This window comes from Olleya sp. AS48, from assembly GCF_038900355.1.
Classification (GTDB): domain Bacteria; phylum Bacteroidota; class Bacteroidia; order Flavobacteriales; family Flavobacteriaceae; genus Olleya.
In genome coordinates this window covers 43,522-66,350 of record NZ_JBBMRD010000011.1, presented here as the reverse complement: position 1 = coordinate 66,350, position 22,829 = coordinate 43,522, and the positions used below count along the sequence as shown (strand labels likewise).

The following is a 22,829-nucleotide window of genomic DNA, read 5'->3' as shown; positions in this document are numbered from 1 at the left end:
TTGACAAACTAATTGTTACAGGTTTGGTTTAGTTTTTGTACATTGTTAACCCATGAAACAACTAGTGCTTTTCTTTTTTATCAGCTGCTTAACACTGTCCGCTCAAAACAAAATATCTGCAAATTATATAGCAGTGGACAGCCTTAATGCTGATGTTTTTATTTCTAAAAATAATTTTGAAAACCTGTATTATGTTCAAAACAATGTACTTTTTAAAAAATCTGATAAACACACTATTAATTACAGCAATATCCAATTAGGCAATATAACATCTGTGCACACTTTTAATCCATTAAAAATCAATGTGTTTTATGGTGACTTAAACACTGTAATTATATTAGATAATAGATTAGCCGAAGTCTCTAAATTAGACTTTAACACGTTACAACCTTATAAAAATATTTCTCACATTACAACGGGTTTTGACAATACGATATGGTTATTTAATCAAGATTTTCAATACTTAGAGTTGTATGATTATCAAACCAAAACCGCACGATATAAGACAATTCCGGTTAGCTCCAAAGTATTAGACCTGACTAGTAATTATAATTATTGTTGGCTTCTTACCGAAAACAACTTGTATTGCTATAATTATTTTGGAAGCTTAGTTTATAAGTTTAAAAATGATGGCTACACACACATTAAAGCTTACAACGAAAATTTAATACTTGAGAAAGAAAATATATTAAATTTTTATAACCACGAAACAAAAACTATAAGTGCGATCGATATACCAAATATGTTAATAAGTCAGTTTTTTGTAACCAATCAAATCCTGTATATTTACACTCGCAAATTACTTTATCAATACCAACTTAAAACAGACTAACTATGCACGTTGCCATAGCAGGAAATATAGGCGCAGGAAAAACGACGCTTACTAAATTATTAGCCAAACACTTTAACTGGGAGGCTCAATTAGAGGACGTTGTAGACAACCCTTACCTTGACGATTTTTACAATCAAATGGAGCGTTGGAGTTTTAACTTACAGGTTTACTTTTTGAATAGTCGTTTTAGACAAGTATCGCAAATTCGCGAAAGCGGAAGAGATATTATTCAGGATAGAACAATATATGAGGATGCGCACATTTTTGCTCCTAATTTACATGCAATGGGTTTAATGACCAATCGTGATTTTGAAAACTATAAATCGTTATTTGATTTAATGGAAGGTTTTGTTGAAGGTCCAGATTTATTAATTTACTTACGTAGCTCTATCCCAAATCTAGTATCTCAAATACATAAACGTGGTCGTGATTACGAAAACTCAATTAGTATTGACTATTTAAGTAGATTAAACGAACGTTATGAAGCTTGGATCCATGGATATACTAAAGGTAATTTATTAGTAATTGATGTAGATAATATGGACTTTGTTGCTAATCCTGAAGATTTAGGAACTATAATTAATAAAATTGATGCTGAAATAAATGGGTTGTTTTAGAATAACTTAACTTGTTTAAAAAATAGTTTAAATATAAAAAAGGTTACATAATTATGTGACCTTTTTTTTATGACTATAAGTGTAACTACTTAATAAATCCGTTTGTCCTAGCATGTATTATAGCGTCCTTGCTAGAATTAACTAATAAAACAGGCGTTGTATTATAAGCGTTAAGTAAACTTTTTACTCGTTTAATTTTTTTATTATCGTTTACGCTTCTTAAATAAACCGCTTTAATACGATTGGGAAAAGTATTAACAATCTCTAGATAAATATCTGGATCATGCTCTCCACTATCACCTATTAATATAAAAGTGAAGTCTGGATATGTCTTTAATATGTTTTGTATTTCTAACTGTTTTGCTGGCTTACAAGTAGATGACTTTTTCTTAAAAATAGTTCTGAAACTTCTAAGTAAAATAGGGCCTTTTGGGAAATTATTTTTTTTGAGAAAAAACTCTAAGTAGCGATACAAATTCCATGGACTATGACTAACATAAAAAATAGGATTAGCCTTATCTCCATTTGGTCCTTTGTGCAATAAATGATAAAACTCAGCAGCGCCTTCCAATGGTATTCTATTTTGAGCATGCTTAAAAAAAGTATTATATAGTACACGCCATTTTAATATAGAAACCACTCCTGTATGTAATATAGTGTCATCAATATCACTAATAATTCCAAAATCAGAATTTAAATTAGGGATAAGTATTTGCGCAGGAAACTTATTTTGATTTTGTATGGTTCGCTTTAGGGTAGCATCATCATAGGCGACTTCAATATTTAACCAACCTTCAGTATTTATGAATACCTCAACATCCTCAATTGCTCTGTCTATTTTGTAATAACCATCTTTATCTGTCTTGGTATAAATGACTTTATTATTAGGCAATGTTATTTTTAGCTTTGTCTTTTTAACCTCATCTGTTTCAAATCTTTTCCATGTATTTAAAACTAAAGCTAGTAAGCTTTTTTGTTCTAAATCAATAGTTTCATCTTCCAACGCACGACCACGATGGTATAATCGCTTAGATGTACCATAACTTAAAAATGAAATAATTTGCAAAGGATCTTTCTTAAACCAACTCATCACATCAAATATAATATAAAAAAAACCTGCTAAAGTCATTAGCAGGTTTAAAATTTAAATTTCTGATAATGGATTACCCTTTTTTGACATCAATTTTTTTAATTGTTTTTTTGTTTTGTTTAGTCGCTACATTATTAGACGCTTCAAAGTCTCTTAATTTAGCATCTACATCTTCCTTACTTCCTCTAAAGCGTTCTTGTTTAACAACCTCTTCTCCATCAATAATTACAGAATAAGTTATTGTTGCCTCAGCAATATTATCGTTAACTATCATTTCTTTTTCAATAGTTACTTGGTCTGTATTAGCTACTCCAGTTTCAGTATGACCTCCTAAAATTGGTGCAATCACTAAACCAATTAAACAGGTTAACTTAATTAAAATATTCATTGATGGTCCAGAAGTATCTTTAAATGGATCTCCAACAGTATCTCCTGTTACTGCTGCTTTATGTGCATCACTGCCTTTAAAAGTCATCTCACCATTAATTTCGACACCTGCTTCAAAAGATTTTTTTGCATTATCCCATGCGCCTCCAGCATTATTCTGAAAAATAGCCCAAAGCACACCACTTACCGTAACACCAGCCATGTAACCTCCTAGCATTTCAGCAATTGCTAAATGTTTCATTCCAAAAATCATAGGAACAAAAGCAATAACCAAAGGAAACCCAATGGTTAATAATCCTGGTAACATCATTTCTTTTAAAGATGCTTTAGTTGAAATAGCAACACACTTATCGTATTCTGGCTTACCTGTACCTTCCATTATACCTGGAATATCTCTAAACTGTCTACGCACTTCTTCAACCATTTCCATAGCTGCTTTTCCTACAGCATTCATTGCCAATGCAGAAAAAACTACAGGTACCATTCCTCCAACAAATAACATTGCTAAAACTGGTGCTTTAAAAATATTAATTCCGTCAATACCTGTAAATGTAACATAAGCAGCAAATAAGGCTAATGATGTTAATGCTGCAGACGCAATCGCAAAACCTTTACCAGTTGCTGCAGTTGTGTTTCCAACCGAGTCTAGTATATCTGTACGTTCTCTTACAATTGGTTCTTGCTCACTCATTTCGGCAATACCTCCTGCATTATCAGATATTGGTCCAAATGCATCAATTGCTAATTGCATTGCTGTAGTCGCCATCATTGCAGAGGCTGCTAAAGCAACACCATAAAATCCTGCCAATGCGTACGATGCCCATATTGCTCCTGCAAATAGTAATACTGAAGGAAATGTAGATATCATTCCTGTTGCTAAACCTGCAATAATATTTGTTCCTGCTCCTGTACTAGACTGTTGTACTATTTTTAAAATTGGCTTTTTACCTAATCCTGTATAATATTCGGTTACCGAAGAAATTACTGCTCCTACAAATAGACCCACTAAAGTTGCATAAAACACTCTTATGCTAGAAATATCTTGTAAACCTTCTCCAAAAAAGTTCATTTGCATTGTTTCTGGTAGCATCCAAGTCACTAATCCATAACATGCAGCAGCAACTAAACCAATAGACACCCAGTTTCCAAGGTTCAAAGCTCCCATTACTTGTGACTCTTTAGCGTCATTACTACTAATTTTAACTAATAGCGTTCCAATTATAGAAATTATTATTCCCACTCCTGCAATAGACATAGGAAGTAAAATAGGACCAATACCTCCAAAAGCATCAGTGATTGCTCCACCCATATCTTTAATAACATAGTTACCTAAAACCATTGCTGCTAAAACAGTTGCAACATACGATCCAAATAAATCGGCTCCCATACCAGCAACGTCTCCAACATTATCACCAACATTATCTGCAATAGTAGCAGGATTACGTGGATCGTCTTCTGGTATACCAGCTTCTACTTTACCTACTAAATCAGCTCCAACATCTGCAGCTTTAGTGTAAATCCCTCCACCAACTCTTGCGAATAGCGCGATAGACTCTGCTCCTAATGAAAAACCAGCCAAAGTCTCTAATACAATAGTCATATCCATAGTATTAGTCCAAGCTCCATCCATAAATATTTGAAAGAATGCTATAAAAAATATCGTTAAACCTAACACTGCTAATCCTGCAACACCTAATCCCATGACAGTTCCTCCTCCAAACGAAATTTTAAGCGCATTTGGTAGACTTGTTCTTGCAGCTTGTGTAGTCCTAACATTTGTTTTAGTTGCTATTTTCATTCCGATATTTCCTGCAGCTGCAGAAAAAACAGCTCCACATACAAAGGCTATTACAATTAAATAACTTGTAGTTGGTACAAAATATGCGACAACAGCAAGTAGCACACTTACTATAACCACAAAAACTGACAACAATCTATATTCTGCGTTTAGAAAAGCTAGAGCACCTTCGTAGATATGGTCCGAAATCTCTTTCATTTTACCATCACCTGCATCTTGCTTCATTACCCAAGATTGTTTAATAACCATGTAAATTAAGCCCAAAATTGCCATAGCAATAGGCATATAAATCATCATTGATTCCATATAAGTTTGTTTGATTAGTTTTTAATTACTGCTAAAGTAACAAAATCAAACAGAAGTCAAAATATTAACATCGCAATTTTTTAACATTAAATTTACATTTATAATAATATTTAAAAACAAAACAGGAATTATTATTTACTATTACGACAAAACCACAAGTCCTTACAAAACAGATAAATCAAATAGTATTGCAAACAAAAAACCCTCTCATTATACAATGAGAGGGTTTTAATTAAAATTTAGATGTATTACTTAGATAGTAAAATCTCCATTTGTTTTATGCTTGCTATTTTCATAACGCTCTACACATTTGTTTAAGATTTCATATGCCTCTTTAGCATCTCCCCATCCACCAACATCAACTTTCTTTTTCTCTAAGTCTTTATACACTTGAAAAAAGTGAGTAATTTCTTTTATTCTATGTGGATTTAAATCCTCGATATCATTACAGCTATTCCAAATAGGATCTGTAACTGGTACACAAATTATTTTTTCATCAGGACCTTTTTCATCTGCCATATGGAAAACACCAATTGGTTTTACTTCCATTACACACATTGGAAAAGTAGGTTCTGTTCCCATTACTAAAACGTCTAATGGATCTCCATCTAAAGCTAAAGTTTCTGGTATAAAACCATAATCTCCTGGATACATCATTGAAGAAAACAACATACGATCAAAACGAATTTTGTTTAATTCAAAATCGTACTCATACTTGTTTCTACTTCCTTTAGGTATTTCAATTAATACGTCAAATGTCTTTTTTCCAGATGGACTCATATAATATTATTTTAGTTTTCCGTCAAGCGGAATTTAAATTTTGCTTTACTTTTTCGGCTTGCAAAAGTACAAGATTATTTAGGTTTTGACAAATATAAAAAACGAAAAATACCGATTAAGGTTTTAATTGTTAAGTTAATATAAAATCAACCGCTAAACTTTTGTAATAATTAAAAATAATCCTAATTATTTGTTTTAGTAATTCCTGTACAATTAATATTTATCCTTGTACAATATACAGTAAACGTGTCGTGTTTTTATTTAAAAATAAAAGCCAAAGCTTCCTGTAACTCCAAATTTTCTAGCATCTGGGTTGGTTACTGCGTTTAAGTAATTACCTCTAAAATTAAAATCTATTCTTAATACTTTAAAGATGTTACCTACTCCAACACTATACTCGTAATACGCTTCTTTAGTTGGCGCTCTATATATTAATCCCGAAGCATTTATATCGCGATTTTCTTGACTAACATCTCCAATAACACCTCTTGCACCAACTATGGCTCTTAAATTATATTTTTTTAAGAATGGTATACGAGAAAACAGACGTCCATTAAAATTATGCTCGACATGTAACGTTGCATATTCATCTGTAACAAACTCGTAAAAATCTAAATTAGAAAAGGTGTTGTAAATTGAAAAATAACTTTGATTTCCAGGTACAACACTTAATAAACCTAATGGTACTTCACCATAAGTCTTACCTGCTTCTACGGTTGTGTATAATCGTCCAAAACCACCTAAAGACCATGGTTGTGTATATGAAAATTGTAATTTAGTATAATCAAAATCACTGTCTAAAACCCCTTGATTACCAACTGATACTTGTGCAAATAATCTAGCAAAGTCATCATTTTTAGTTCGTCTTTCTACACCATAACCTGTCATTTCTCTGTTAGGGAAAAAGGACATAGAAAATGCTGTTTCGTATTGTTTAAGATCCGACTTGGTAGTGGTTTGTGTTGCATCTGTAAAGTAATCTAAACTAAAGGTTGGCGATGCTGACTCTAAAGTCCTGTAGCTTCCGCTAACACGTGTTACCAAATTTCTAAAAGGCTCTGCTTCGATTGATAATGTACTTAAATTGATGTTTGTTAATTTATCGTTTGTACCTGTTCCAACTACTGAGCTACTGGCTAAACTTCGACCTAAAACATCTGTACTTGTTGTTAGACTTGCTCCAATTTGCTCTACATCACGTCGGTTTCCTCCTGATATAATTAATCGACTACGTTTATCTAGTAACCATTTACCTGATAATCCATATTTAAATTTATTATCCTTAAATCCATAGGCTGTATATCCTTCGATACGCCACATATCGTTTTGACCAAAGTATGTACGTCCACCTGCTCTTAGTCTTACGCCTTCTACTTCGTTATAACCAAAGGTTGAGAAGATTGGTCCATAATCCAAATTAAGCTCTGGAAACTCGACATAACCTGAGGCTAATATGCTTCCAAGATTATAAAGACGTTTAAACTTTTGGGTGTTTTTTAATGAGTCTAACATGACATAAACACCTTTTTCGTCTTTACTTAAAGATTCCATTCTGTTTTTATCCCAAAAACTATCATCTTGATTATAGATGTCTTGGTCAAAGGTGTAAACTTTTTCTTTATAAAATTTAGGATCTTTTACTTGATCAAACGTATAGTTATCATATAGTGTGGTACGCTTACCGTAAATCCCCTTTGATTTTTCTTTTTTATTAAATGCAAAATCACTCATGAAGTAATCTCGTTTTATAAGAAAGACAGAATCGTTAAGGACTTCAAATTCTTGTTCTATATAAATCTCTTTAACCCAGTTTATATTTGCGCTTTTAGAGGCTTGCATGTTAATTTCTTTGATAGCAAATGTGGTGTCCGCTACCCAAAAATCTCCTTTAAAGGTTAACTCGTTTTTACGTCTTGGATAGTAAATAATATTATAACACCATTTGTTATCTATAAAACTACTGTCTGCTAGCACATAATTATAGGTCTGAATTCCGGTTCTAGAAATTGGACTTGTAAAACTTTTATCAAAAAACTTTAAGTAGTTATCATATACATCGTAATCCGAGTATAGGTCATCAACAAAATCTATTATAATTTGATTATTACTAAATCCTGAGTTTTTATTACCTTTTAATACTTCGCGTTTTTCATTAATAATATTATCACCATACACTTGGCTAGAGGACTCATTAATAAACATTGGTAAATACGTTTTACCTGTTACGTTAGAGGTATCTACTTGCTCAAAAACAAACTCCATACCTTTAAATAGCTTACTTTTCATTAATGAGCTATCGATTGTATTTAGGTCAAATTCTACTTTTTCGTATTTATCGTATTGGTATTGTTTGTACTTTTTTAATCCATTGCTACGTTTATTTGCCCATATTTTTCGAAGGATATCAATCGCTGGATTATTTTTTTTGGACTGCTTACCAGATACTATAACGACTTCATCTAAAGCTGCAACTTCTTCTTTTAAAATTACTTTTAAGTCGTAATTTACTTTTTTAGTTAGTTTAATTTCTTGGGTTTCAAAACTTATAAATGATATGGATAGTGTTTCCCAAGTATTACTATCTTCCATATAAAAACGTCCTTCTTCATTAGTAATAACACCAATTGAAGACCCTTTAAAAATTACATTTGCAAATGACACTGGTTGATCATACTCATCAAACACAACACCACTTACTTTTGTTTGTGCAATTGCAAAAAGACTTCCGAATAAAAAAAAGAGGCAAAAAAGTTTACTATTCATATATGGTTATTTAATACAAAAAGCTTCATCAACAATCATGCTAATGAAGCTTTTGATAAATCTAAAATACTATTTTTTATTTATACATTACCTTTTTAACAGCTGTGATAACATCTTTATGGTCTGGTAACCACTCTGCTAACAATACTGGAGAGTAAGGTGCAGGTGTATCTGCTGTATTAATTTTTATAACTGGTGCATCTAAATAGTCAAATGCTTCGCTTTGTACTAAATATGTAATTTCTGTCGCTACGTTACCAAAAGGCCAAGCTTCTTCTAAAACAATTAAACGATTAGTCTTTTTAACAGACTTTAAAATAGCAGCTCTATCCATTGGACGCACTGTACGTAAATCGATAATCTCACAAGATATACCTTCTTCAGCTAATTTATCTGCTGCGATATAAGCTTCTTTAATAATCTTACCAAAAGATACGATAGTTACATCTGTACCTTCTCTTTTTATTTCGGCAACACCTAATGGTATTGTGTATTCTCCTTCAGGCACTTCACCTTTATCACCATACATTTGCTCGCTTTCCATAAAGATCACAGGATCGTTATCACGAATTGCAGATTTCAATAACCCTTTAGCATCATATGGATTTGATGGTACTACAACTTTTAAACCTGGTGTGTTTGCAAACCAGTTTTCAAAAGCTTGAGAGTGTGTTGCTGCTAATTGTCCTGCACTTGCTGTTGGACCTCTAAATACTATTGGACAATTAAATTGACCTCCAGACATTTGTCTAATTTTAGCTGCATTATTAATTATTTGGTCAATACCAACTAACGAAAAGTTAAACGTCATGTATTCTACGATTGGTCTGTTACCTGTCATGGTAGACCCAATAGCGATACCTGCAAAACCAAGTTCGGCAATTGGTGTATCAATAACACGTTTTGCACCAAACTCATCTAACATCCCTTTTGACGCTTTATAAGCACCATTATATTCTGCTACTTCTTCTCCCATTAAAAAAATGCTCTCATCTCTACGCATTTCTTCGCTCATGGCTTCGCAAATAGCTTCTCTAAATTGAATTGTCTTCATCTAATTAATAATTTGAAAAGCAAAAATAACAATAAATGAAAAACTTTAGACTAAAGAATTATTTAAAATTTACTATGCATGCATAGTATTTTTTCAAAATAAAATAATTATCTTCGTAACCGTAAGATTTAAGCGCATTTTTTATGCCTAAATTTGTTCAAAAATAAAATTAAGGTTAGACGTACTATATCGTTATAGTTGATTACATCTAACGTAACAGAACTCATAAAAAACAAAAAAATATGAAAATTTTAGTGTGTATTAGTCATGTACCAGATACGACATCAAAAATTAATTTTACAGATGGAGATTCAAAATTTGACACAACTGGAGTACAATTTGTAATTAATCCTAATGACGAATTTGGTTTAACACGTGCCATGTGGTTTAAAGAAAAACAAGGTGCATCTGTAGATGTTATTAATGTTGGAGGTCCTGAAACAGAACCTACATTACGTAAAGCATTAGCTATTGGTGCAGACTCTGCAATTAGAGTGAATACTGAAGCTAAAGATGGTTACCAAGTCGCTAAAGAAATTGCTAAAGTTGTAAAAGATGGTGGTTATGATTTAGTAATTGCTGGTCGTGAGTCTATTGATTATAATGGAGGTATGGTACCTGGTATGATTGCAGAAATGGTTGACGCTAATTTTGTAACTAATTGTATTAGTTTGGAATTAGATGGTACTAACGCTAAAGCTGTTAGAGAAATTGATGGTGGTAAAGAAAGCGTATCTACTGCACTACCTTTAGTAATTGGTGGCCAAAAAGGATTAGTTGAAGAGAGTGATTTACGTATACCAAATATGAGAGGTATTATGCAAGCACGTCAAAAACCATTAAATGTTTTAGAACCAATAGGTGCATCAGTAGAAACAGCGTCTGTTAAGTTTGAAAAACCAGCTCCAAAAGGTGCTGTAACGTTAGTGTCGCCAGATAATTTAGATGAATTAATTAACTTACTTCATAACGAAGCTAAAGTCATTTAATTAGTAATTAATCTTAAAACAAAAAAAACATGTCAGTTTTAGTATATACAGAATCAGAAAACGGAACCTTTAAAAAAACAGCTTTTGAAGTTGCTTCTTACGCCAAAGCAGTCGCTGACCAATTAGGTACAACAGTTACAGCAGTTGCGGTTAACGCCAATGATGTTTCAGAATTAGGAAAATACGGAGTAGATAAAGTATTAAAAGTATCTGATGATGCTTTAAAAAACTTTAATGCAAAATCATACGCTTCGGCAATTGCACAAGCAGCAAAAAACGAAGGGACTAAGGTCGTAATATTAAGTCAAAGTGCAGATAGCAAATATTTAGCACCAATATTATCTGTAGGTTTAGAAGCAGGTTACGCATCCAATGTAATGGAAGTACCAACTTCAACAGCTCCTTTTACAGTTAAACGTACTGCTTTTACAAATAAAGCATTTAACTTAACAACAATAGATACAGATGTTAAAATTGTTGGAGTCTCTAACAATTCTTACGGATTAGTAGAAAATAATGGTGCAGCTGCAGCTGAAGATTTTTCGCCTAGCTTACCAACTTCAGGTGTAAATGTAGAGTCTGTAGACAAAGCAACAGATAAAGTTACAATTGCTGATGCAGAAATAGTAGTATCTGCAGGTCGTGGAATGAAAGGACCAGAAAACTGGGGAATGATTGAAGAGTTAGCAGATGTTCTAGGTGCAGCAACAGCATGCTCTAAACCAGTATCTGACTTAGGCTGGAGACCTCATAGTGAGCACGTTGGACAAACAGGAAAACCTGTAGCTTCTAACTTATACATTGCTATCGGAATATCTGGAGCTATACAGCATTTAGCAGGTATTAATGCCTCTAAAGTAAAAGTAGTTGTTAACACAGATCCAGAAGCACCTTTCTTTAAAGCAGCAGATTATGGTGTTGTTGGAGATGCTTTTGAAGTTGTCCCACAACTTATTGAAAAATTAAAAGCGTTTAAAGCAGCAAACGCATAATTTTTTATAAATTTAAGTTCTATTAACAAAGGACTGTTTAAATTATGTACAAAAACTGCCTAGTGCAGTTTGGTAAAGTCCTAATTTAAGCAGTTCTTTGCTTTTTAAATACTATGAGTTTAGTCCGATTAAATATAAAAGGCATATCGTATAGCCAAACACAAAATGGCGCTTACGCACTAATTTTAAACGAATTAGATGGCGACCGAAAACTACCAATTGTCATTGGCGCTTTTGAGGCGCAATCCATTGCTATAGCTTTAGAAAAAGAAATAAGACCTCCAAGACCATTAACTCACGATTTATTTAAAAACTTTGCTGACCGCTTTGATATTGTAGTCAAACAAGTCATTATACATAAATTGGTAGATGGTGTTTTCTATTCTTCTTTAATTTGCGAACGCGATAATATTGAAGAAATTATAGATGCTAGAACTAGTGACGCTATAGCCTTAGCTTTACGTTTTAATGCTCCTATTTTTACTTATAAAAACATATTAGATAAAGCAGGAATCTATTTAAAAGTAGATCCCACAAAAGAAGAGGATCCAGATAATATCTTAATTGAAGATATTATTAACGAGGAATTAGAGATGGAACCTTCTCAAGACGATTATATTTCCAAAACAGTAGAAGAATTACACAACCTTCTAGACGAAGCTGTAACTAACGAAGATTACGAAAAAGCAGCTAAAATAAGAGACGAAATCTCTAAACGATAATCCCTTTACAATGAAACATTTTGCACTTGCTATTGTAGCGACCCTAATAAGTATTACGTCTATTTTTGCCCAAGACATTGAAAAAGATTGGCAACTCGAGGCAAGCAAAACAAAACTAGACTCTACAAGTACTAACCTTTTGGTTAATGACGTACTTACTTTAAAAGAAGGTGCATTTACGCACAATAATCAAACGGGAGATTATCTATTTCAAAATAATGTATTAGTTTTTTATTACGATACACCAGCAGATGTAACTAAACGACTTAAAGTACAAACACTAACAGACTCTACATTAGTATTTAAAGAAAAACAAAATGTCTATTCTTTTAAAATAAAAGAAAAAACAGCTGCTCAGCTAGCAGTATCAGAAGCTAATAAAATTATACCAAGCGAAGGATTTTCGTTTAATAGTTTATGGCGTGGTGCCTTAGGTATGGTAGCCCTAATTTTTATCTCGTTTTTATTTAGTAGTAATCGTAAAGCAATCGATTGGAAGATTGTTGGAATAGGTTTAGCCTTCCAGCTATTAATTGCTATTGGTGTTTTAAAAGTTGAATTTATTAAAACTGCTTTCGAGTTTGTTGGTGGTTTATTTATAAGTGTATTAGATTTTACCAGAGCAGGAAGTAAATTTCTATTTGAAGGTTTAGTGGTAGATATGGATACCTTTGGATTTATTTTTGCTTTTCAAGTTTTACCAACTATTATATTCTTCTCTGCATTAACGTCTTTATTATTTTATTTAGGTATTATCCAACGTGTAGTAAAAGCTATGGCTTGGCTATTATCTAAAGCACTTAAAATATCTGGAGCAGAAAGTTTAAGTGTAGCAGGAAATATCTTTTTAGGCCAAACAGAAGCACCTTTACTTATTAAGGCATACCTAGAAAAAATGACCAAATCAGAAATGCTATTAGTTATGATTGGTGGTATGGCAACAGTTGCAGGAGCAGTACTTGCTGCCTACATAGGCTTTTTAGGAGGAGATGATGAAGCTTTAAGATTATTTTATGCTAAGCATCTATTAGCAGCATCTGTAATGGCAGCTCCAGGAGCGATAGTAATCTCAAAAATACTATTTCCACAAACAGAAGAGGTAAACACTGACGTTGAAGTGTCACAAGATAAAATAGGATCAAACATTTTAGATGCTATAGCAAACGGAACGACTGAAGGATTAAAATTAGCTGTTAATGTTGGTGCCATGCTATTAGTTTTTGTTGCATTTATTGCAATGGTTAACGGAATCCTTGGATGGGTTGGAGATGTTACTTCTTTAAACGAATGGATTGAACATAATACAAGCTACACTGCCTTATCGTTAGAGCTTATTTTGGGTTACATATTTGCACCTTTAATGTGGTTAATTGGTGTTGCACAAACAGATATGGCACTTATGGGACAGTTATTAGGTATTAAATTAGCAGCAAGTGAGTTTGTTGGATACATCCAATTAGCAGAACTTAAAGACGTTGCCCAAGCAACACACTTAACTTACGAAAAATCTATAATTATGGCAACGTATATGCTTTGTGGTTTCGCCAACTTTGCATCTATAGGAATTCAAATTGGTGGCATTGGATCATTAGCTCCAGGACAACGTAAAACGTTATCTAAATTTGGAATGAAAGCATTATTGGGAGGTACTATAGCCTCACTAATTTCTGCTACAATTGCTGGTATGATTATTGGATAGACAGTTAATAACTTTTTATATATATTTTAGGGTTGACATTTTAATGTTAACCCTTTTTTATACTTTTAAATTCTTGAAAATTTAATAAAAATGAAACAATACCACGACCTAGTACAACATATATTAGAACACGGAAACGAAAAAGGAGATCGTACAGGAACAGGAACAAAAAGTGTTTTTGGTTATCAAATGCGTTTTGATTTAAGTGAAGGTTTTCCAATGGTAACCACTAAGAAATTACATTTAAAATCCATTATATATGAATTATTATGGTTTTTAAAAGGCGATACAAACATTAAGTATTTAACTGAAAACGGAGTCAAAATCTGGAATGATTGGGCAGATGAGAATGGAGATTTAGGACCTGTTTATGGACACCAATGGAGAAATTGGAATAGTGATGAAATAGACCAAATTAAAGATGTTATACATAGCTTAAAAAACAATCCAGATAGTAGACGTATGTTAGTATCGGCTTGGAATCCTTCAGTATTGCCAGACAACTCAAAAAGTTTTTCAGAAAACGTTGCCAATGGTAAAGCTGCATTACCACCTTGTCATGCTTTTTTTCAGTTTTATGTAGCAGATGGTAAGCTTTCGTGTCAATTATACCAACGTAGTGCTGATACGTTTTTAGGTGTTCCTTTTAATATTGCTTCATATGCATTATTTACTATGATGATGGCTCAAGTTTGTGGTTATGAAGCAGGTGATTTTATACACACCTTTGGAGATGCACATATTTATAGCAATCATTTTGAACAATTAGAATTACAACTTTCTAGAGACATTAGACCATTGCCAACAATGAAAATAAACCCTGATGTTAAAGATATTTTTGAATTTAAATTTGAAGATTTTACCTTAGAAAATTATAATCCACATCCACACATAAAAGGTGCAGTAGCTGTATAAATTTATCAAATGAAGTATATTTATTTATTTTTATTTTTATTTTCAAGTTTTGCATTTAGCCAATCTAAACCTGAATATAATCGCGAAAAAGCAATATTTCCTGGTTGCCAGAGTGCAGAGGATTTAGAGTTATGTTTTGAAGATAAGGTTTTACAATTCATAGATTCTTCATTAACAAAAAGTATAAAAACTAAAATAATCCGTTATTCAAAAAAAGATACACTAGACCTATCTGCCAATTTATTTTTTAACGAAGAAGGAGATTTAATAAAAAAAATGTCTGGATTTCATATTTATATGGACAGTTTAAAAAATGAATTAAATTATCTTGAGGATAGTTTTCCCAAAGTATTACCTGTATTAGACAAATATAATAATGGAGTTGCCGATTATAAAAACCTACTCTTAGGTTTTAAAATTAATAGAGCAGATAGTACTATTATACCAATAAAAAACTACATACCTAAAGATGTTCCGTTTTCTCTAGTAGAACAAGTACCTGTATATCCAGGTTGCGCTCCAAATTTACCCCAAGAAGCAGCAAGAAAATGTATGAGTAATGCTATTGGCAGACATGTGCTACAAAATTTTAATACTAACTTAGCATCTACACTTAATTTGCCTTCTGGAGTTATCAGAATATATGTTGGTTTTAAGATAGACAAAGACGCCAAAGTTGTAAACATCCTAACTAGAGCGCCACATCCTGCTTTAGAAAAAGAAGCCAAAAGAGTAATAAAACTTTTACCTCAACTAGAATCACCAGGAATGCAAAAAGGTAAGGCAGTAAACGTTCCTTACGGTTTACCAATAACCTTTAATATTGCAGAAACAGCTGCTCAAAGAAAAGAACGTAAAAGACTTAAACGAAAAAAAAGAAAGGAATAACTGTTGACCGATTTTAGCATTTTAAAGCCTTATAACTTTATAACACTATTATCTGTGGCTGCATAATCACTCCATACATAAGCGTCTGCCTCGACTTCGTTTTCCCATTGTCCATCAACAACATATTTAAACTCGTAAGCCTGACCAGCTTCTAGATTTACAGTCCCTTTAAACGTTCCGTTTTTTAACTTTTTTAATGGTTCGGCTGCAGTATTCCATTCATTCCAATTACCTGCAACAGTAACTTCCTTTGCTCCTGCTGCAGGAACAGTAAAAGTGACTTTACAAATTGGTTTACTTTTCAAAAATTGTTTCTTAATAGCCATAATATTAATGTTTTAAAGCTTTAAAATTAGATAAGATTTTTTCAGTCATCAACATAAAAATTAATTAATTTTAAACTTTTATGAGATTATTAAAATTAACGCTTAAAATCAGCATTTTCATTAAATTAAGTGTACTAAATTGTTAATAATAACAGCTCAAAAACAACTGTAAACAACTGACAATCAAACTAAATCGATTTCGTTTAAAATTTACAAAATCAAATATCATAAAATCATTAACTTTACATTATAATAGTTAGCTATGTTTGGATTAAAGAAAAAAGAAAAACCGCAAATAGATAAAGAACAGTTAGAATTAATAAAAAATGCACAACGCAGGATTAAGCAAAAAAAGCGATTATACGCTCATTTTGTAATTTTCTTAATTGGGGCAGTTTTTTTAATAGTTGCAAATACAGTTTTAGGCATTGGCAAAGACACTAAGTTTTTTGGCATTAATTGGTTTGTATTTGCCATAATGGCTTGGTTATTTATCTTTTTATACCATGTATTTAATGTGTTTGTAACCTCTAAATTTATGGGTAAAGAATGGGAAGATCAACAGTTAGCCAAACTTGTAAATAAACAAAACGTTAGAATAGAAAAACTTAAACTACAAGTTGAAAAAGAAGATCTAACCATTGCTAAAAGTGAAGTTTTTAATAAACAACAAACTAAATCTATAAACAATCTAACCATGATTGTTGCTGCTGGCGAAAATAATGAAATTGGTAAAAACAACGACCTTATATGGCATTTACGCGACGATTTAAAACGTTTTAAAGCCTTAACTTCTGGTCACTACATTATTATGGGTCGCAAAACGTTTGAGAGCTTTCCAAAGCCACTACCAAATCGTACTCATATAGTAATATCTAGGCAATCTAATTATAAAGCACCTGAAGGTATTATAGTTGTTGGTAGTATAGAAGAAGCTATTAACTTAGCTAAAAATGATTCGCAACCCTTTATAATTGGTGGAGGAGAAATTTATAAACTAGCCATGCCTTATGCATCCAAAATTGAATTAACTCGTGTACATTCTAATTTTGATGCAGACACCTTTTTTCCTGAAATTGATAGGACACAATGGAAAGAAACCGCAAACACCTTTCATAAAAAAGATGAAAATCATGAATTTGAATTTTCCTTTTTAACTTTCCAAAGAGTGTAATCAACTTTATAACAACCACATAAAACAACTTAAATTAATTTTAATTTAAGTTTAACACCAAAAACATACCTATTAGTATCTTTTAAGTTTATTTTTGTTACATGCTGCAAAACGAAAAATCAGAACTTACCAAACAAATTATTTTAGACGAATCGTTTAAGCTGTTTTATGAAAACGGTTTTAAAACCACGAGTGTTGACAAAATAATGAAGGCAACCAACTTAACTAAAGGTGCTTTTTACCATCACTATAAAAACAAAAAAGAACTTGGACTTGCAGTGATAAGTTTAAAAGTGCAAAAAAGAGTTTATAAGGGTATGATTGATCCTTTGTTCCAATCTGGAAATGCAATACAGATTTTAGAAACAACATTTTTAGAGCGTTTAAAATCTTTTCCTGTTTATGAAAAGCAACATGGCTGTCCAATGAATAATTTTATAAATGAAGTTGGAGATTTAGAAATAGCCTATCAACTAGTATTAAGACGAATTATTGATGATTGGAAAAAAGCATTAATACAGCTAATTGAAAGAGGTCAATATGAAAACACTATTAAAAAAAACATATCAAGCAATGCAATTGCAGTTTATTTAATCAGTGCTTTTGAAGGGATTCGAGGTATAAGAAAATTGTACAATAACGATGACATCCTTGAAGAGTACATTACAGGCTTATCATTATACATAAATCAAATAAAAACTTAATTTTTTTTATAGCAAAACATACCTATTAGTATGTTTTATTTACAATAATATATATTTATATGAAAACTGAACAAAACAAAAGAAGAGATTTTATCAAAAAAGCAGCATTAGCAAGTTTGGTTGCTCCACATTTAGCATTTTCCACTTCTGTTAAAGACAATAAAACACCTAATTTAGATGTAACTCCACCTAAAGTCATATTTTTTGATGTCAATGAAACTTTATTAGACTTAACAGCTATGAAAGATAGTGTAGGTAAAATATTAGATAACAGAAAAGATTTATTACCCTTATGGTTTACAACAATGTTACAATATTCATTAGTTAGTACAGTTGGTAATCAATATAACGATTTTGGTGTAATTGGTGCAGCTGCTTTACAAATGGTAGCTTCAAACCACGGAATCACACTATCCGAAACGGAAGCAAAAGAAGCTATTTTGGGGCCAATAAGATCTTTACCAGCACATCCCGAAGTTAAAGCTAGCTTAAAAAAGATAAAAGATGCAGGATATACATTGGTATCATTTACAAATTCTTCTAACAAAGGTGTCGAAACTCAGTTTAAAAACTCTGGATTACTTGACTATTTTGACAAAAGATTAAGCGTAGAGGATATTGGTAAATTTAAACCTCATGCTGATTCTTATCGTTGGGCTGCAAGACAAATGAAAATAAAACCTGAAGAGTGTCTTTTAGTTGCTGCACATGGTTGGGATATTGCTGGAGCACTTTGGGCAAATTGGCGTGGCGCATTTATAAGCAGACCAGGAGCACAATTGTATCCTTTAGCTGATAAACCAGAAATAATTGCAAAAGATTTAGCTTTAATTACAGAACAATTAATAGCTTTAAAATATAATAACAACTAAAAGCAACATATGAAATTAGAGAACAAAGTCATTATAGTCACTGGATCATCTAGAGGAATAGGCAAAGAAATAGCTGAATTATTAGCAAAACATGGTGCCAAAGTAGTAGTAAATCATTCCAATAGCAAAAAGGATGCAGACCTAACTGTACAAAGCATTATAGACAATGGTGGTGACGCTATAGCTATTAAAGCAGACGTAAGTAACAGAGAAGATGTTAGTAATCTTTTTGACCAAACCTTATCACATTATGGCAAATTAGACGTGCTAATTAATAATGCAGGTGTGATGATTTCAAAAAAAATAAAAGATAATAATCAAGAGGATTTTACAAAACAATTTGATATTAATGTTAGAGGTGTATTTAATACTTTACAAGAAGCCGATAGCAAATTAGCAGATAATGGTATAATTATCAACGTGTCGTCTAGCACTGTAAAGCTTATGTTTCCAACTTATGCACTTTACTCTGCTTCTAAAGCTGCTGTAGAGCAAATGACAAGAGTGTTTTCCAAAGAAATTGGTAGAGGTATCTCTGTCAATGCAATTGCGCCTGGAGCAACAGAAACTGAATTGTTTTTAAATGGAAAATCTCAAGATTTTATAGGTAAATTAAGTAGCATGAATGCTTTTAATCGATTAGCAAAACCAATAGATATTGCAAAAGTCGTTTTGTTTTTAGCTAGTGACGATTCTAAATGGATATCAGGACAAGTCATTGGAGCAAATGGCGCTTTAATATAGGCTTAGAATATTTTTTGAAAGTATAAATCATAAATTAAAATACTTGAATCTTATCTTTTAATTTTTGTTAATTTTGCAGCATGGTAAAAGACATTCAACTTCGTATTTCTTTAAAGGAAGAAGAGATTCCAGATATTTTAATTAAAAAATCTGCGGAATGGCTATCCATGTCTAGAGACGACATCACTGGTATTAAAATATTACGTAAATCCATTGATGCCAGAAAGCCTAAAATAATATTAAACTATAAAGTATCTGTTTACATAAAAGAACCTGTTCCAGAAACTTCAGATTATACGTTTAACTATAAAGATGTATCCAAAGCAAAACCAATTCATATCATTGGATTTGGTCCAGCTGGTATGTGGGCAGCTTTGCGCTGTATAGAATTAGGGTTTAAACCAATTGTTTTAGAGCGTGGTGCCAATGTAAAAGACAGACGTCGTGACTTAAAAGCCATTAATCAGGACCATTTTGTAAATGAAGATTCTAATTATTGTTTTGGAGAAGGTGGAGCAGGAACCTATAGTGATGGTAAATTATATACACGAAGCTTAAAGCGAGGTGATGTACGTCGTATTTTTGAAAACCTTGTATATCATGGTGCAACAGATCAAATTTTGGTTGATGCCCATCCACATATTGGGACTAATAAACTTCCTAAAGTGGTTCAAAACATAAGAGAAAACATAATAAAATTTGGTGGTGAAATTCATTTTAACACTCGTGTTACTGATTTTTCAATTAAGAATAACAAAATTGAAGCCATTCAACTTCAAAATGGCGAGGAGTTAATTACAGACAAAGTAATTTTAGCTACAGGACATTCTGCGCGTGATATTTTTCAATTATTACACGATAAAAATATTGCAATCGAAGCAAAATCTTTTGCAATGGGTGTCAGAGCAGAACATCCACAACATATTATAGACAGCATACAATACCACTGTGAAGGACCAAGACCAGAATTATTACCTGCAGCATCCTATAGTTTGGTGCAACAAGTTAATGGTCGTGGTGTTTACAGTTTTTGCATGTGTCCAGGCGGATTTATAGTACCTGCAGCAACAGCCAACGGAGAAGTTGTTGTTAACGGAATGTCACCTTCTAGACGAAATAATAAATTTGCAAATTCTGGAATAGTTGTAGAAATTAATGCAGAACGTGATCTTAAAAAATACGAACAATTTGGAGCTTTAAAAGCTTTAGAATTTCAAAAGGATTTAGAAAAACTAGCCTTTACTGCAGGAGGACGTAGCCAAGTTGCACCAGCACAACGCATGACCGATTTTGTAGAAGGAAAACTATCTAATACTTTAAATGAAACTTCTTATCAACCAGGTTTAAATAGTGCACCTCTACATAGTTTATTTCCTAAATTAATTGGAGCGTCTTTAAGAAAAGGCTTTAAAGCTTTTGGTGATAAAATGAAAGGTTATTATACTGAAGAAGCTAATATAATTGGTGTAGAATCACGTACCTCATCTCCTGTTAGTATACCAAGAACTGAAAATTTAGCACATCCAGAAATCACAAATTTATTTCCATGTGGTGAAGGTGGTGGATATGCTGGCGGAATTATTAGTGCTGCTATGGATGGTGAGCGTTGTGCAGAAGCTGCAACAGGAAACCTTTAATTTAATTAGACTTTAATTATAGTCATTAATAGCGATACAACCTTAATTACTAAGCTTAAACCTTAAGTAAATCTTAATATCTGACATGCTACATATACAGATATTATTCTTATTTTCGCTACTTAAATAAGAAAGCAATGAAAGCATATATATTTCCAGGTCAAGGTGCCCAATTTACAGGAATGGGTCTTGATTTATACGAAAACTCACCAGAAGCACAACATTTATTTGAAGATGCTAATGCCATATTAGGTTTTAACATTACAGATGTTATGTTTGAAGGTACTGCAGACCAACTAAAAGAAACGAAGGTTACGCAACCTGCTATATTTTTACACTCAGTAATCTTAGCTAAAACTTTAGGTGATAGTTTTAAACCAGAAATGGTTGCAGGACATAGTCTAGGAGAATTCTCGGCATTAGTAGCTGCTGGAGCTTTAAGCTTTGAGGATGGTTTAAAATTAGTATCGCAACGTGCTCAAGCTATGCAAAAAGCATGCGAGTTACAACCAAGTACTATGGCTGCTGTTTTAGGTCTTGAGGATAAAGTTGTAGAAGATATTTGCGCGCAAATAGATGGTGTTGTTGTTGCAGCAAACTATAATTGTCCTGGGCAATTAGTAATCTCTGGAGAAGTTAGTGCTGTAGAACGTGCTTGCGAAGCGTTAAAAGAAGCTGGTGCAAGACGTGCTTTAATGCTACCTGTTGGTGGCGCATTCCACTCTCCAATGATGGAACCTGCAAGAGAAGAATTAGCTGCTGCTATTGAAAATACAACGTTTAGCAAACCAAATTGTCCTATTTACCAAAATGTAACTGCAACAGCAATTACAGATGAAAACGAAATAAAAGCAAATTTAATATCCCAATTAACTGCTCCAGTACGTTGGACACAATCAGTACAACAAATGATTAAAGATGGTGCTACTCTATTTACTGAAGTAGGTCCAGGAAAAGTACTTCAAGGATTAGTTAAAAAAATAGATAGAGAAGCTCAAACCGAATCTGCAACTTTAGAAACTAAAACGGATGAGTAGTAGAAACATACTAATACTTGGTTTAATTGTTTTTAATATTATTTTAGATCAAGTCTCTAAATTTATTGTTAGAGCTGATGTTATTGCTGGATCTGAAACTGAAATTTTTGGACAATATTTTACACTTCATAATGTAGAAAATAAAGGTGCCTTTTTAGGTATGGGAAGTGACTTTAGTCCTACCCTTAGAATTGCTTTATTGTTAATCTTACCAATTATTGTTTTAGCATTGGTGTTAAGACATATTATTAAAGATAAAACAATTAATACAATGACCTTAGTCGGATTTTGCTGTATTATTGGTGGTGGAATAGCTAATGTTTATGACCGAGTTGTTTATGGGTCTGTTACCGATTTTTTACATATCGATTTAGGAGGCGTATTTAGAACTGGTATATTTAATCTGGCAGATGTCTCTGTTATGGTTGGTATGGGTTGCTTAATTGTAGGCAGTTTTAAAAATAAAAAAGCATAAAAAAAGCCTCGATTTAAATCGAGGCTTT

The 22,829-nt window shown here is 32.4% G+C and carries 21 protein-coding genes; 15 read left to right on the top strand and 6 right to left on the bottom strand.

Annotation, left to right across the window (positions count from 1 at the left end):
- The first annotated feature begins 52 nt into the window (after positions 1-52).
- Both WNY60_RS13215 and WNY60_RS13210 read left to right on the top strand, forming a co-directional pair.
- The gene (locus WNY60_RS13215) at positions 53-832 is read left to right on the top strand and encodes a hypothetical protein (protein WP_342862630.1); all 780 of its coding nucleotides are present in this window, start codon (positions 53-55) and stop codon (positions 830-832) included.
- Positions 833-834: 2 nt separating this feature from the next.
- A complete protein-coding gene (locus WNY60_RS13210) occupies positions 835-1,449 on the top strand; it encodes a deoxynucleoside kinase (protein ID WP_145003349.1) in 615 nt (204 codons plus the stop codon).
- Between the two features lie 85 nt (positions 1,450-1,534).
- On the opposite strand, the gene WNY60_RS13205 is transcribed toward WNY60_RS13210, so the two are convergent.
- The 5 genes from WNY60_RS13205 to WNY60_RS13185 all read right to left on the bottom strand — a co-directional run bounded on the left by WNY60_RS13205 (position 1,535) and on the right by WNY60_RS13185 (position 9,627).
- Positions 1,535-2,578 carry a phosphatase domain-containing protein gene (locus tag WNY60_RS13205; protein ID WP_342862629.1) on the bottom strand — a complete coding sequence of 348 codons (1,044 nt, stop codon included), beginning with the start codon at positions 2,576-2,578 and terminating at the stop codon, positions 1,535-1,537.
- 34 nt (positions 2,579-2,612) lie between these two features.
- Positions 2,613-5,030, bottom strand: coding sequence for a sodium-translocating pyrophosphatase (locus WNY60_RS13200; protein WP_342862627.1), 2,418 nt, complete (start codon positions 5,028-5,030; stop codon positions 2,613-2,615).
- 252 nt (positions 5,031-5,282) lie between these two features.
- Entirely contained in the window at positions 5,283-5,810 is a 528-nt protein-coding gene (locus WNY60_RS13195; protein WP_342862626.1) for an inorganic diphosphatase, read from the bottom strand.
- Positions 5,811-6,071: 261 nt separating this feature from the next.
- Positions 6,072-8,573: a DUF5686 family protein gene (locus tag WNY60_RS13190; RefSeq protein ID WP_145003357.1), complete on the bottom strand. Its 2,502-nt coding sequence runs from the start codon at positions 8,571-8,573 to the stop codon at positions 6,072-6,074.
- A 76-nt stretch (positions 8,574-8,649) separates the two neighbouring features.
- Complete coding sequence (locus WNY60_RS13185; RefSeq protein ID WP_145003360.1) at positions 8,650-9,627, bottom strand: pyruvate dehydrogenase complex E1 component subunit beta; 978 nt, start codon at positions 9,625-9,627, stop codon at positions 8,650-8,652.
- A 242-nt stretch (positions 9,628-9,869) separates the two neighbouring features.
- Here WNY60_RS13185 and WNY60_RS13180 point away from each other — a divergent pair, with 242 nt between their 5' ends.
- From WNY60_RS13180 to WNY60_RS13155, 6 genes are all read left to right on the top strand, one after another.
- Positions 9,870-10,616, top strand: a complete 747-nt coding sequence (locus WNY60_RS13180; protein ID WP_145003363.1) for an electron transfer flavoprotein subunit beta/FixA family protein — start codon at positions 9,870-9,872, stop codon at positions 10,614-10,616.
- A gap of 29 nt (positions 10,617-10,645) precedes the next feature.
- A complete protein-coding gene (locus tag WNY60_RS13175) occupies positions 10,646-11,608 on the top strand; it encodes an electron transfer flavoprotein subunit alpha/FixB family protein (protein ID WP_145003366.1) in 963 nt (320 codons plus the stop codon).
- Positions 11,609-11,721: 113 nt separating this feature from the next.
- Complete coding sequence (locus tag WNY60_RS13170; protein WP_342862625.1) at positions 11,722-12,330, top strand: bifunctional nuclease family protein; 609 nt, start codon at positions 11,722-11,724, stop codon at positions 12,328-12,330.
- A 10-nt stretch (positions 12,331-12,340) separates the two neighbouring features.
- Positions 12,341-14,029, top strand: a complete 1,689-nt coding sequence (locus WNY60_RS13165; RefSeq protein WP_145003371.1) for a nucleoside transporter C-terminal domain-containing protein — start codon at positions 12,341-12,343, stop codon at positions 14,027-14,029.
- A 90-nt stretch (positions 14,030-14,119) separates the two neighbouring features.
- Entirely contained in the window at positions 14,120-14,944 is an 825-nt protein-coding gene (locus WNY60_RS13160) for a thymidylate synthase (protein ID WP_145003390.1), read from the top strand.
- Between the two features lie 9 nt (positions 14,945-14,953).
- Entirely contained in the window at positions 14,954-15,832 is an 879-nt protein-coding gene (locus WNY60_RS13155; RefSeq protein ID WP_342862623.1) for a hypothetical protein, read from the top strand.
- A 29-nt stretch (positions 15,833-15,861) separates the two neighbouring features.
- On the opposite strand, the gene WNY60_RS13150 is transcribed toward WNY60_RS13155, so the two are convergent.
- Positions 15,862-16,158, bottom strand: coding sequence for an isoamylase early set domain-containing protein (locus tag WNY60_RS13150; protein ID WP_292942713.1), 297 nt, complete (start codon positions 16,156-16,158; stop codon positions 15,862-15,864).
- A 262-nt stretch (positions 16,159-16,420) separates the two neighbouring features.
- Between WNY60_RS13150 and WNY60_RS13145 the strand changes: the two genes are divergently transcribed.
- The 7 genes from WNY60_RS13145 to lspA all read left to right on the top strand — a co-directional run bounded on the left by WNY60_RS13145 (position 16,421) and on the right by lspA (position 22,801).
- Positions 16,421-17,332, top strand: coding sequence for a dihydrofolate reductase (locus WNY60_RS13145; RefSeq protein ID WP_339809197.1), 912 nt, complete (start codon positions 16,421-16,423; stop codon positions 17,330-17,332).
- Positions 17,333-17,433: 101 nt separating this feature from the next.
- Entirely contained in the window at positions 17,434-18,036 is a 603-nt protein-coding gene (locus tag WNY60_RS13140) for a TetR/AcrR family transcriptional regulator (RefSeq protein WP_145003428.1), read from the top strand.
- 59 nt (positions 18,037-18,095) lie between these two features.
- Positions 18,096-18,908, top strand: a complete 813-nt coding sequence (locus tag WNY60_RS13135; RefSeq protein ID WP_342862622.1) for a haloacid dehalogenase type II — start codon at positions 18,096-18,098, stop codon at positions 18,906-18,908.
- 9 nt (positions 18,909-18,917) lie between these two features.
- Positions 18,918-19,652: an SDR family oxidoreductase gene (locus WNY60_RS13130; RefSeq protein WP_342862620.1), complete on the top strand. Its 735-nt coding sequence runs from the start codon at positions 18,918-18,920 to the stop codon at positions 19,650-19,652.
- A gap of 80 nt (positions 19,653-19,732) precedes the next feature.
- Positions 19,733-21,289 (top strand): FAD-dependent oxidoreductase, encoded by a 1,557-nt coding sequence (locus tag WNY60_RS13125; protein ID WP_342862618.1) that lies wholly within the window; start codon positions 19,733-19,735, stop codon positions 21,287-21,289.
- A 137-nt stretch (positions 21,290-21,426) separates the two neighbouring features.
- Entirely contained in the window at positions 21,427-22,326 is a 900-nt protein-coding gene (gene fabD, locus WNY60_RS13120) for an ACP S-malonyltransferase (protein WP_145003440.1), read from the top strand.
- Positions 22,319-22,801: a signal peptidase II gene (lspA, locus tag WNY60_RS13115; RefSeq protein ID WP_145003443.1), complete on the top strand. Its 483-nt coding sequence runs from the start codon at positions 22,319-22,321 to the stop codon at positions 22,799-22,801. Before fabD ends, lspA begins: the two co-directional genes overlap by 8 nt.
- The last annotated feature ends 28 nt before the right edge of the window (positions 22,802-22,829 follow it).

What these genes read in the sequence shown, in the direction of transcription:
- WNY60_RS13190 (WP_145003357.1), bottom strand. Translation starts at nt 8,573, where the DNA reads ATGAATAGTAAACTTTTTTGCCTCTTTTTTTTATTCGGAAGTCTTTTT.
- WNY60_RS13150 (WP_292942713.1), bottom strand. Translation starts at nt 16,158, where the DNA reads ATGGCTATTAAGAAACAATTTTTGAAAAGTAAACCAATTTGTAAAGTC.
- WNY60_RS13155 (WP_342862623.1), top strand. Translation starts at nt 14,954, where the DNA reads ATGAAGTATATTTATTTATTTTTATTTTTATTTTCAAGTTTTGCATTT.
- WNY60_RS13200 (WP_342862627.1), bottom strand. Translation starts at nt 5,030, where the DNA reads ATGGAATCAATGATGATTTATATGCCTATTGCTATGGCAATTTTGGGC.
- WNY60_RS13195 (WP_342862626.1), bottom strand. Translation starts at nt 5,810, where the DNA reads ATGAGTCCATCTGGAAAAAAGACATTTGACGTATTAATTGAAATACCT.
- fabD (WP_145003440.1), top strand. Translation starts at nt 21,427, where the DNA reads ATGAAAGCATATATATTTCCAGGTCAAGGTGCCCAATTTACAGGAATG.
- WNY60_RS13135 (WP_342862622.1), top strand. Translation starts at nt 18,096, where the DNA reads ATGAAAACTGAACAAAACAAAAGAAGAGATTTTATCAAAAAAGCAGCA.
- WNY60_RS13205 (WP_342862629.1), bottom strand. Translation starts at nt 2,578, where the DNA reads ATGACTTTAGCAGGTTTTTTTTATATTATATTTGATGTGATGAGTTGG.
- WNY60_RS13215 (WP_342862630.1), top strand. Translation starts at nt 53, where the DNA reads ATGAAACAACTAGTGCTTTTCTTTTTTATCAGCTGCTTAACACTGTCC.
- lspA (WP_145003443.1), top strand. Translation starts at nt 22,319, where the DNA reads ATGAGTAGTAGAAACATACTAATACTTGGTTTAATTGTTTTTAATATT.
- WNY60_RS13170 (WP_342862625.1), top strand. Translation starts at nt 11,722, where the DNA reads ATGAGTTTAGTCCGATTAAATATAAAAGGCATATCGTATAGCCAAACA.
- WNY60_RS13160 (WP_145003390.1), top strand. Translation starts at nt 14,120, where the DNA reads ATGAAACAATACCACGACCTAGTACAACATATATTAGAACACGGAAAC.
- WNY60_RS13175 (WP_145003366.1), top strand. Translation starts at nt 10,646, where the DNA reads ATGTCAGTTTTAGTATATACAGAATCAGAAAACGGAACCTTTAAAAAA.
- WNY60_RS13145 (WP_339809197.1), top strand. Translation starts at nt 16,421, where the DNA reads ATGTTTGGATTAAAGAAAAAAGAAAAACCGCAAATAGATAAAGAACAG.
- WNY60_RS13125 (WP_342862618.1), top strand. Translation starts at nt 19,733, where the DNA reads ATGGTAAAAGACATTCAACTTCGTATTTCTTTAAAGGAAGAAGAGATT.
- WNY60_RS13140 (WP_145003428.1), top strand. Translation starts at nt 17,434, where the DNA reads ATGCTGCAAAACGAAAAATCAGAACTTACCAAACAAATTATTTTAGAC.
- WNY60_RS13210 (WP_145003349.1), top strand. Translation starts at nt 835, where the DNA reads ATGCACGTTGCCATAGCAGGAAATATAGGCGCAGGAAAAACGACGCTT.
- WNY60_RS13130 (WP_342862620.1), top strand. Translation starts at nt 18,918, where the DNA reads ATGAAATTAGAGAACAAAGTCATTATAGTCACTGGATCATCTAGAGGA.
- WNY60_RS13180 (WP_145003363.1), top strand. Translation starts at nt 9,870, where the DNA reads ATGAAAATTTTAGTGTGTATTAGTCATGTACCAGATACGACATCAAAA.
- WNY60_RS13185 (WP_145003360.1), bottom strand. Translation starts at nt 9,627, where the DNA reads ATGAAGACAATTCAATTTAGAGAAGCTATTTGCGAAGCCATGAGCGAA.
- WNY60_RS13165 (WP_145003371.1), top strand. Translation starts at nt 12,341, where the DNA reads ATGAAACATTTTGCACTTGCTATTGTAGCGACCCTAATAAGTATTACG.